The 6,854-nt window shown below is 73.6% G+C and carries 3 protein-coding genes; 1 reads left to right on the forward strand and 2 read right to left on the reverse strand.

Annotated features, from left to right (window positions below; genetic code table 11):
* Positions 1 to 4,766: non-ribosomal peptide synthetase (locus tag ACTIDRAF_RS0210925; protein ID WP_016698777.1), on the reverse strand; the 4,766-nt coding region annotated here is incomplete at its 3' end.
* A gap of 11 nt (positions 4,767 to 4,777) precedes the next feature.
* On the reverse strand, positions 4,778 to 5,971 hold the full coding sequence (locus ACTIDRAF_RS0210930) for a cytochrome P450 (RefSeq protein ID WP_016698778.1): 1,194 nt from the start codon (positions 5,969 to 5,971) through the stop codon (positions 4,778 to 4,780).
* 471 nt (positions 5,972 to 6,442) lie between these two features.
* On the opposite strand from ACTIDRAF_RS0210930, the gene ACTIDRAF_RS0210935 reads away from it, so the two are divergent.
* A partial coding sequence (locus ACTIDRAF_RS0210935) for a condensation domain-containing protein (RefSeq protein WP_026065985.1) occupies positions 6,443 to 6,854 on the forward strand: 412 nt, incomplete at its 3' end.

The following is a 6,854-nucleotide window of genomic DNA, read 5'->3' on the forward strand; positions in this document are numbered from 1 at the left end:
GGCCGACGGCCGTTCCCGGGGCGGGGAGTGGGGAGCCGCCGCCGGTCCAGCTTCCCGCTCGACGTCGTTGGCAACTCCTCGACCACCTCGAAGTACGAGGGGACGAGCGGGCGGGGCAGCCGCTCCCGCAGCAGCGCCACCAGGTCGTGGTCGGCGGGTGGCCGGTCGGCGACGATCCAGGCGACCAGCACCGGACCCCCCGAGGCGCCGAGATCTCGCAGCCCCACGGCCGCCGCCCGCACGTCGGGGTGCCGCACCAGCTGTGCCTCGACCTCCGCGGGCTCGACCCGCCACCCCCGTACCTTGAGCTGGTCGTCACCCCGGCCGGCGAGCGTCACCGACCCGTCGGCACGCCGCACCCCCAGGTCCCCCGTCCGGTACAGGCGGGACCCGGGCGGCCCGAACGGGGCGGGCAGGAACCTCGCGGCCGTCAACCCCGGGGATCCCCGGTAGCCCCGGGCCAGCCCGGCCCCCGAGACGAAGACCTCCCCGACACAGCCCTCGGGTACCGGTCGCAGCCGCTCGTCGAGCACGTGGACACCGGTGTGCCAGATCGGGTGTCCTCCCACCGAGGGCCCGGCGGGCACCACCTGGGCCGCCATGCTGTCGCCGCTGGCCTCCGACATGCCGTAGAGGTCCAACAGCCGGGCCCGGGGAAGGACCTCGGTGAACCGCCTCACCAGCTCGGGCCGCAGTGGTTCCCCGCTGCTGACCCACAGCTGGCAACAGGAGAGCCCGGCACGGTCGGGGTGTTCCACCAGCGCGGACAGCAGGCTGGGCACCACGGTGATCCGCCGGGCGGTGTGCCGTCGCACCAGGTCGATCAGGGCCGTGACGTCCTCGGCCTCGTCGTCGGTGGCCAGCACCACCCGCCCACCGTGGGCGAGTGGCCCGAACAGTTCCGTGAGCCCGTCGAGGAACCCGACGGAACTCTTCGCGCACACCGGATCGTCCTGGCTCCACGGGTGCGCGGAGTGGAACCACGCCAACCGGTTGGTGAGCCCACCGTGCAGACCCAGAACCGCCTTGGGGTGGCCGGTCGACCCCGAGGTGTGCAGCAGGTAGGCCGCCGACTGTTCGGTGAGGTGGGCGGGCGGGACGCCGTCCTCGTCCGAGGCGGCGGAGTCGTCGCCGGCCGGGGCGCCGTCGACCACCAGGGTCACGGACCCGGGCACTCGGGGGACCGACCAGCGGGGGTCGGCCGAGGTGAGGACCACCTCGGGTTCGACGTCGGACAGCAGCAGCGCGAGCCGTTCCGCCGGGGCACGCAGGTCCAGCGGCATGGCGACCCCGCCGGCGCGGAACACCGCCAGCAGCGCGGCGACCAGGTCGGGGGAGCGGGGCAATGCGACCGCCACCACGCGTTCGTCGCCGACGCCGGCCCCGCGCAGCATCCGCGTCAGGACACGGACGCGCTCCTCCAACCCCGCGTACGTGGTGGCGGCGTCCTCGCACACCACGGCGACGTCCTCCGGCCGCAGCCGTGCGTGCTCGGCGACGAGGTCGGGCACCGGGCGCCAGGGGGCCGGGACGGGAGCCGACGCGCACCACTCGCGTCGGACGTCGTCGGCGGAGACCAGGAGCTCGGCCAGCGGCCGGTCGGGTTCGGCGGTGGCCGCGCGGAGCAGGTGGAGGAAGTCCTCGGCGATGCCGTGGGCGGTGGACTCGTCGAACAGGGCGGCCGAGTAGCCGAAACCGCAGCTCAGGCCGCCGTTGGTCTTCACGATGCTCAGGGACAGGTCGAACTTCGACGGGGGCGCCACCCCGGAGAACCCGTCGATCTCCACGCCGGGGATGAGTCCGGCCCTGTCGTCCTCGTGCTGGAGCTGGAACATGACCTGGAACACCGGGTGGTGGGTGAGGTCACCGCCCGTGGCCAGCTCCTCCACCAGCCGTTCGAAGGGCAGGTCCTGGTGGGCCTGCCCCTCGACGGAGACCTTCCGCACCCGGGAGAGCACGTCGAGGAAGCTCGCCGTCCTCGACGAGGTCCAGCGCAGGGGCACCGGGTTGATGAACAACCCCACGAGGTCCGCCAGCCGGGGGTCGGGGCGCCGGTCGAAGGGCACGCCGACCACCACGTCCTCCCGGCGGTCGGCGGACCGCTGGGACAGGACCGCTCCGAATGCGGTGAGGGTCGTCATGAACAGCGTGGCGTGGGCGCGCCTGCCCAGTTCCTCCAAGGCCGAGGTCAGCTCGGCGTCCACCACGAGCTCGAACTCGCCGTCAGGGCCCTCCCGCAGGTCGTGGTCGGGGTGGCGGGGCCGGTCGCTGACCAGTTCGAGCACCGGCGGGGCGTCCCGCAGCTGCTCACGCCAGTACGCGAGGTGCTCCGCCATCGCCGGGGACGCCGTGGAGCGCCGCTGCCAGACCGCGAAGTCCCCGTACTGCACCGGCAGCGGTGCCGGTCGCGTCCCGGTGCCGGCCTGGTAGTACTCGGCCAGTTCCCGGCGCAGCACGCCCAGCGAGGTCCCGTCGGAGATGATGTGGTGCAGGACGACGCACAGGACGTGGTCCCGTTCGCCCAACCGGATCAGCGTGTGGCGCACGAGCGGACCCGTCGCCAGGTCGAACGGGCGGAGCTGTTCGGCGCCGACGATCCGCCGGGCCGCCCCGACCCGGTCGGCGTCGGCGGTGCCCACGTCCACGACCGGTAGCTCGACGGGCCACGGCGCCAGCACGCTCTGGTGGGGGACACCCGCCTCGTCGGGGAACACCGTGCGCAGCGCCTCGTGGCGGGCCAGGGACGTCGAGAGCGCGGAGCGGAGCCGGTCGAGGTCCAGCGGGCCGCGCAGGCGGAGGGCCAGCATGTTGTTGTACATGGCGCTGTCGGGGAACATCCTGCCGAGGAACCACATGCGTTCCTGCGCGTGGGACAGCGGAGCGGGTTCCCCGGGGTCGCGGGGGCGCAGCTCGATCCGAGGAGTGTCGTCGACCGCCGTCTCGCGGGCCTGCCGTACCCGGACCGCCAGTTCCCGCACGGTGGGGAAGTCGAACAGCGCCCGCAGCGGCAGGTCGACGTCGAGGGCCTGCCGCAGCCGGTGGACGACCTGGGCCAACAGCAGGGAGTGCCCGCCCAGCGCGAAGAAGTCGTCGCCCGGTGCGATCTCGTCGCGGCCGAGAACGGCCCGCCACACCTCGATGACGGTGCGTTCGACGTCGTCCGGTGGGGCGGCCGCCGCCGGGACCGCCACCTCCTCGGGGGCGGGTAGCCGGCGCCGGTCGACCTTGCCGTTGGCCGACAACGGCAGTTCCGGCAGGACGATGACGTGGCGGGGCACCATGTGCGAGGGCAGACGTTGGCGCAGGTAGGAGCGCAGCGCGTCCGGGGTCGCCTCCGGTTGTGCTCCACCTGGGGCGGCGACCAGGTACAGGGCCAGCGAGGGGTCGTCGGTGTCCAGGTCGCGGGCGACCACCACCGCCTCGTCCACGTCGCCGCGCTCCCGGACGAGCGACTCGATCTCCCCCGGCTCCACGCGGTAGCCGTGCAGTTTGATCTGGAAGTCGGCCCGTCCCAGGAACTCCAGGGTGCCGTCCGCGCGCCACCGCCCCAGGTCCCCCGTGCGGTACATCCGCGCCCCCGGCCGGGGGGAGTGCGGGTCGGCGACGAAGGTGCGGGCCGTCAGGTCGGGCCGGCCGAGGTAGCCCCGGGCCAGCGGTGGGCCGCCGACGTGGATGACGCCGACCACCCCCACCGGGGCCAGGTTGAGGTCCCGGTCCAGCACGTAGATCCGTGACCGGGACACCGGGGTGGAGACCGAGGAGACCTCCGGCCCGGTCACCACCTGGGCCGAGGTGGACCGGGGGCAGGTGACGACGTTGACCTCGGTGGAGCCGTAGTGGTTGTCCAGCACGGCCTCCGGCAGCCCGGCGAACAGCTCCCGCACCGCCGGTGTCACCACCTGGCGGTCCCCCGTCGTGATCACCTCCCGCAGGGAGGCGACCAGTTCCGGGGCGGTGCGGGTGTGCCGGGCGAGCTGGTCGAGTGCGACCACCGGCAGCAGGACCCGTTCGATGCGGTGCCGGTGGATGAGCCCGGCCACCTCGGCGATGTCGAAACGCTGCTCGTCGTCGGCGACGACCACGTGGCCCCCGGTGCTCCAGGTCGCCCACAGCTCGTAGCAGCCCACGTCCGAGGTGATGGGGAAGTAGTGCAGGACCCGGGAACCGTGCCGGTACCGGGCGCGGCTCCACTCCATCAGGTTGACCTGCGGCAGGTGCCCCATCACGATGCCCTTGGGGCGGCCCGTGGAGCCCGACGTGTAGATCACGTACAGTAGCGAGTCCGGGCCGGCACCGGGGACCACCGGGGCCGCGGGCACCTCGGGCAACGCCTCCAGGTCGAGCGGTGCCGTGGGCGCGCCGGTCGCCGACCGCACCAGGCCTTCCGTCTCCGGCTGGTGCAGCACCAGGTCCGGTCCGGCGTCGGTGAGGACGAACCGCAGGCGGTCGGCGGGGTGGTCGGGGTCGAGGGGCAGGTACCCGGCGCCCGCCTTGGCCACGGCCAGCATCGTGACGGCCATCTCGACGCCGCGACGCGTGCAAACCCCGACGAGTCGTTCCGGGCCGATGCCCTGGCCGCGCAGCGCGTGGGCGAGGCGGGTGGCCAGCGTGTCCAGCTCCCGGTAGCTGAGGACCCTGCCGCGGGCCTCCAGGGCCGGGGCGTCCGGAGCGGCGGCGACGTGGTGGTCGTACCAGTCCAGCACCGTGCGGGTGTCCGGAGCGGGTGCGGCGGTTCGGGAGGGCAGCGGCGTCGTCGCGTGGACCATGACGTCCTTCCTCAGGAGGCGGAGAAGGTGACCGGGAGCTCGCGCGGACCGCGCAGCATGGGACCGAGGGTCCAGGCGATGTCCTCGGGCGGCACCGCCAACGTGAGGTCGGGCAGGCGCTGGAACAGCACCCGCAGCGCCGTTTCCGCCTCCAGGCGGGCCAACTGGGCCCCGATGCAGCTGTGCGCGCCGTGCCCGAAACCCAGGTGCCCGCCGTCCGACCGCTCCGGGAGGAACGCGTCGGGGTCACCGAACCTCGCCGGGTCCCGGTTGGCGCCGGCGAAGGAGATCACCACCCGGTCACCCGGCTCGATCACCGCCCCGCCCACCTCGACGCGGTCCACCGCGTAGCGGTGCACCGAGGACTGGATGGGGGAGTCGATCCGCAGTGTCTCGTCGACCACCGCCCGCAGCGCCCGGGTGTCGGCGAGGACGTCCGGGGACCGGTACTCGGGTCTGGTCAGCAACCGCAGGATCGCCGACCCCAGCAGGGGGACGGTGGTGGTGTGACCGGCGCCCAGCAGCACGTGCACGAGGCCGTGCAGTTCCTCCTCGGAGCGCAGCCGCCCCTCGTCGAGCTGGTCCAGCAGGTGGCTGAGCAGGTCCGCGCCCCGGTGGTGCCGCTTGTGCTCGATGAGCGAGTCGACGTAGCTGGTGGTCTGCCCGACCGCGTCGGGATCCTCGGGACCGTGCAGGCCACTCCGGACGAACAGGTCCATGACGACCTCCGGGGGCCGGCGCGCCTCCGGAGGGACCCCCAGCACCTCGTGGATCACGGCCACGGGCACCGGCAAGGTGTAGGCGGTCACCAGGTCGGTCTCCCCGGTCGCCACCATCGCGTCCACGGCCTCCGCGCAGACCCGGTCGATCCCGGGCTGGTGGGCGGCCAACGCGCGGGGGGTGAACGCGGCGGCCAGGGAACGCCGGAGCCGGGTGTGGTCGGGGGCGTCGGCCCCCAACAGGTTCCCCGACACCGGGGTCCCGCCCTCGGGGGGCGCCGGGTCGGTGTTGCTCAGCCGTTCGTCGGTGAGCAACGCCCTGCCCACCTCGTAGGAGGTGACGAACCACAGCGGGGCGGTTCCCCCTGAGGCTGGCACACTGCTGACCGGCATCTCCCGCCGGAGCCAGGCCAGGTTGGGGTACGGGTCGGGATCGCCAGGGGCGACGCGGCTCTCCCGCTCCCCGGGACCGTTGATCGCAGCCATCGTGACGTCCTGTTCGCTCGTGCTGTTGTCGGGCCCGCGCGGGTGTCCGAACCGTTCCGGGAATCCGTCCGCATGAATGCGCGAAACGGTTCAGCGGAAAACGCTACGGCTTCCAGGAGGCGGGCCCCAATAACCGGACAATGGGAATTCGCGTCGTGAACGGGAATGCCGGCTGGTTGACGACCGCCACCTCCTGGAGGTGACAGCGCTGGTGGGGACCCTTCTCGTCCCGCCGGCGGGACACGCCGCACCGTCCCGCCGGTCGGCGGGGCGGATCACGGGAAAACGCGCCGCTCCGCCCTGCCGTCGCCGGGGAATCGCTGGGTAGCATCGGCCGCTGTCGATCCGCGAATAGCGCGGTCCCCGTGCAGTGGGGAGGTTCCGTTGGGCGAACACGCGACGCGGGGGATTCGCCGTGATCCTCCGGCGGGGGAATGGTGGTCCCGTTCTCACCCGGTGGCTCGCCGACCGATGTCGGCGGTGCAGCAGGGCGTGTGGCGCGCGCACCGGCTCGAACCGGACGACCCGCGCTTCACGGTGGCGGCGACGCTCACCGTGCGCGGCGGCCCCGACCCCGGCGTGTTCGCGGAGGCGCTGCGGCTCGTGTTCCGGGCGGCCGAGGCGCTGCACGTGCGGGTCGAGGAGGACGGCGACGGCCCCTGGCTGGTCCCGGTCGACCCTGCCGGGTGGTCTCCCGACCGGGTCGACCTCTCCGGTGAGGCCGACCCCGCCGAGGCGGCCCGGTCCTTCGTCGCCGCCGACCTCACCCGACCTCTCGACCCCGAGGCCGGCCCCCCGTTCGCCGAGACCCTGCTCCTGGCGGGTCCCGACACCGTCGTCTGGTACCACCGGGCGCACCACCTCGTGCTCGACGCCACCGGCT

It is taken from the genome of Actinoalloteichus spitiensis RMV-1378, from assembly GCF_000239155.1.
Lineage (GTDB): Bacteria > Actinomycetota > Actinomycetes > Mycobacteriales > Pseudonocardiaceae > Actinoalloteichus_B > Actinoalloteichus_B spitiensis.

Excerpts from the sequence above, each read along its gene's own strand:
- ACTIDRAF_RS0210930 (WP_016698778.1), bottom strand. The coding sequence starts at position 5,971 with ATGGCTGCGATCAACGGTCCCGGGGAGCGGGAGAGCCGCGTCGCCCCT.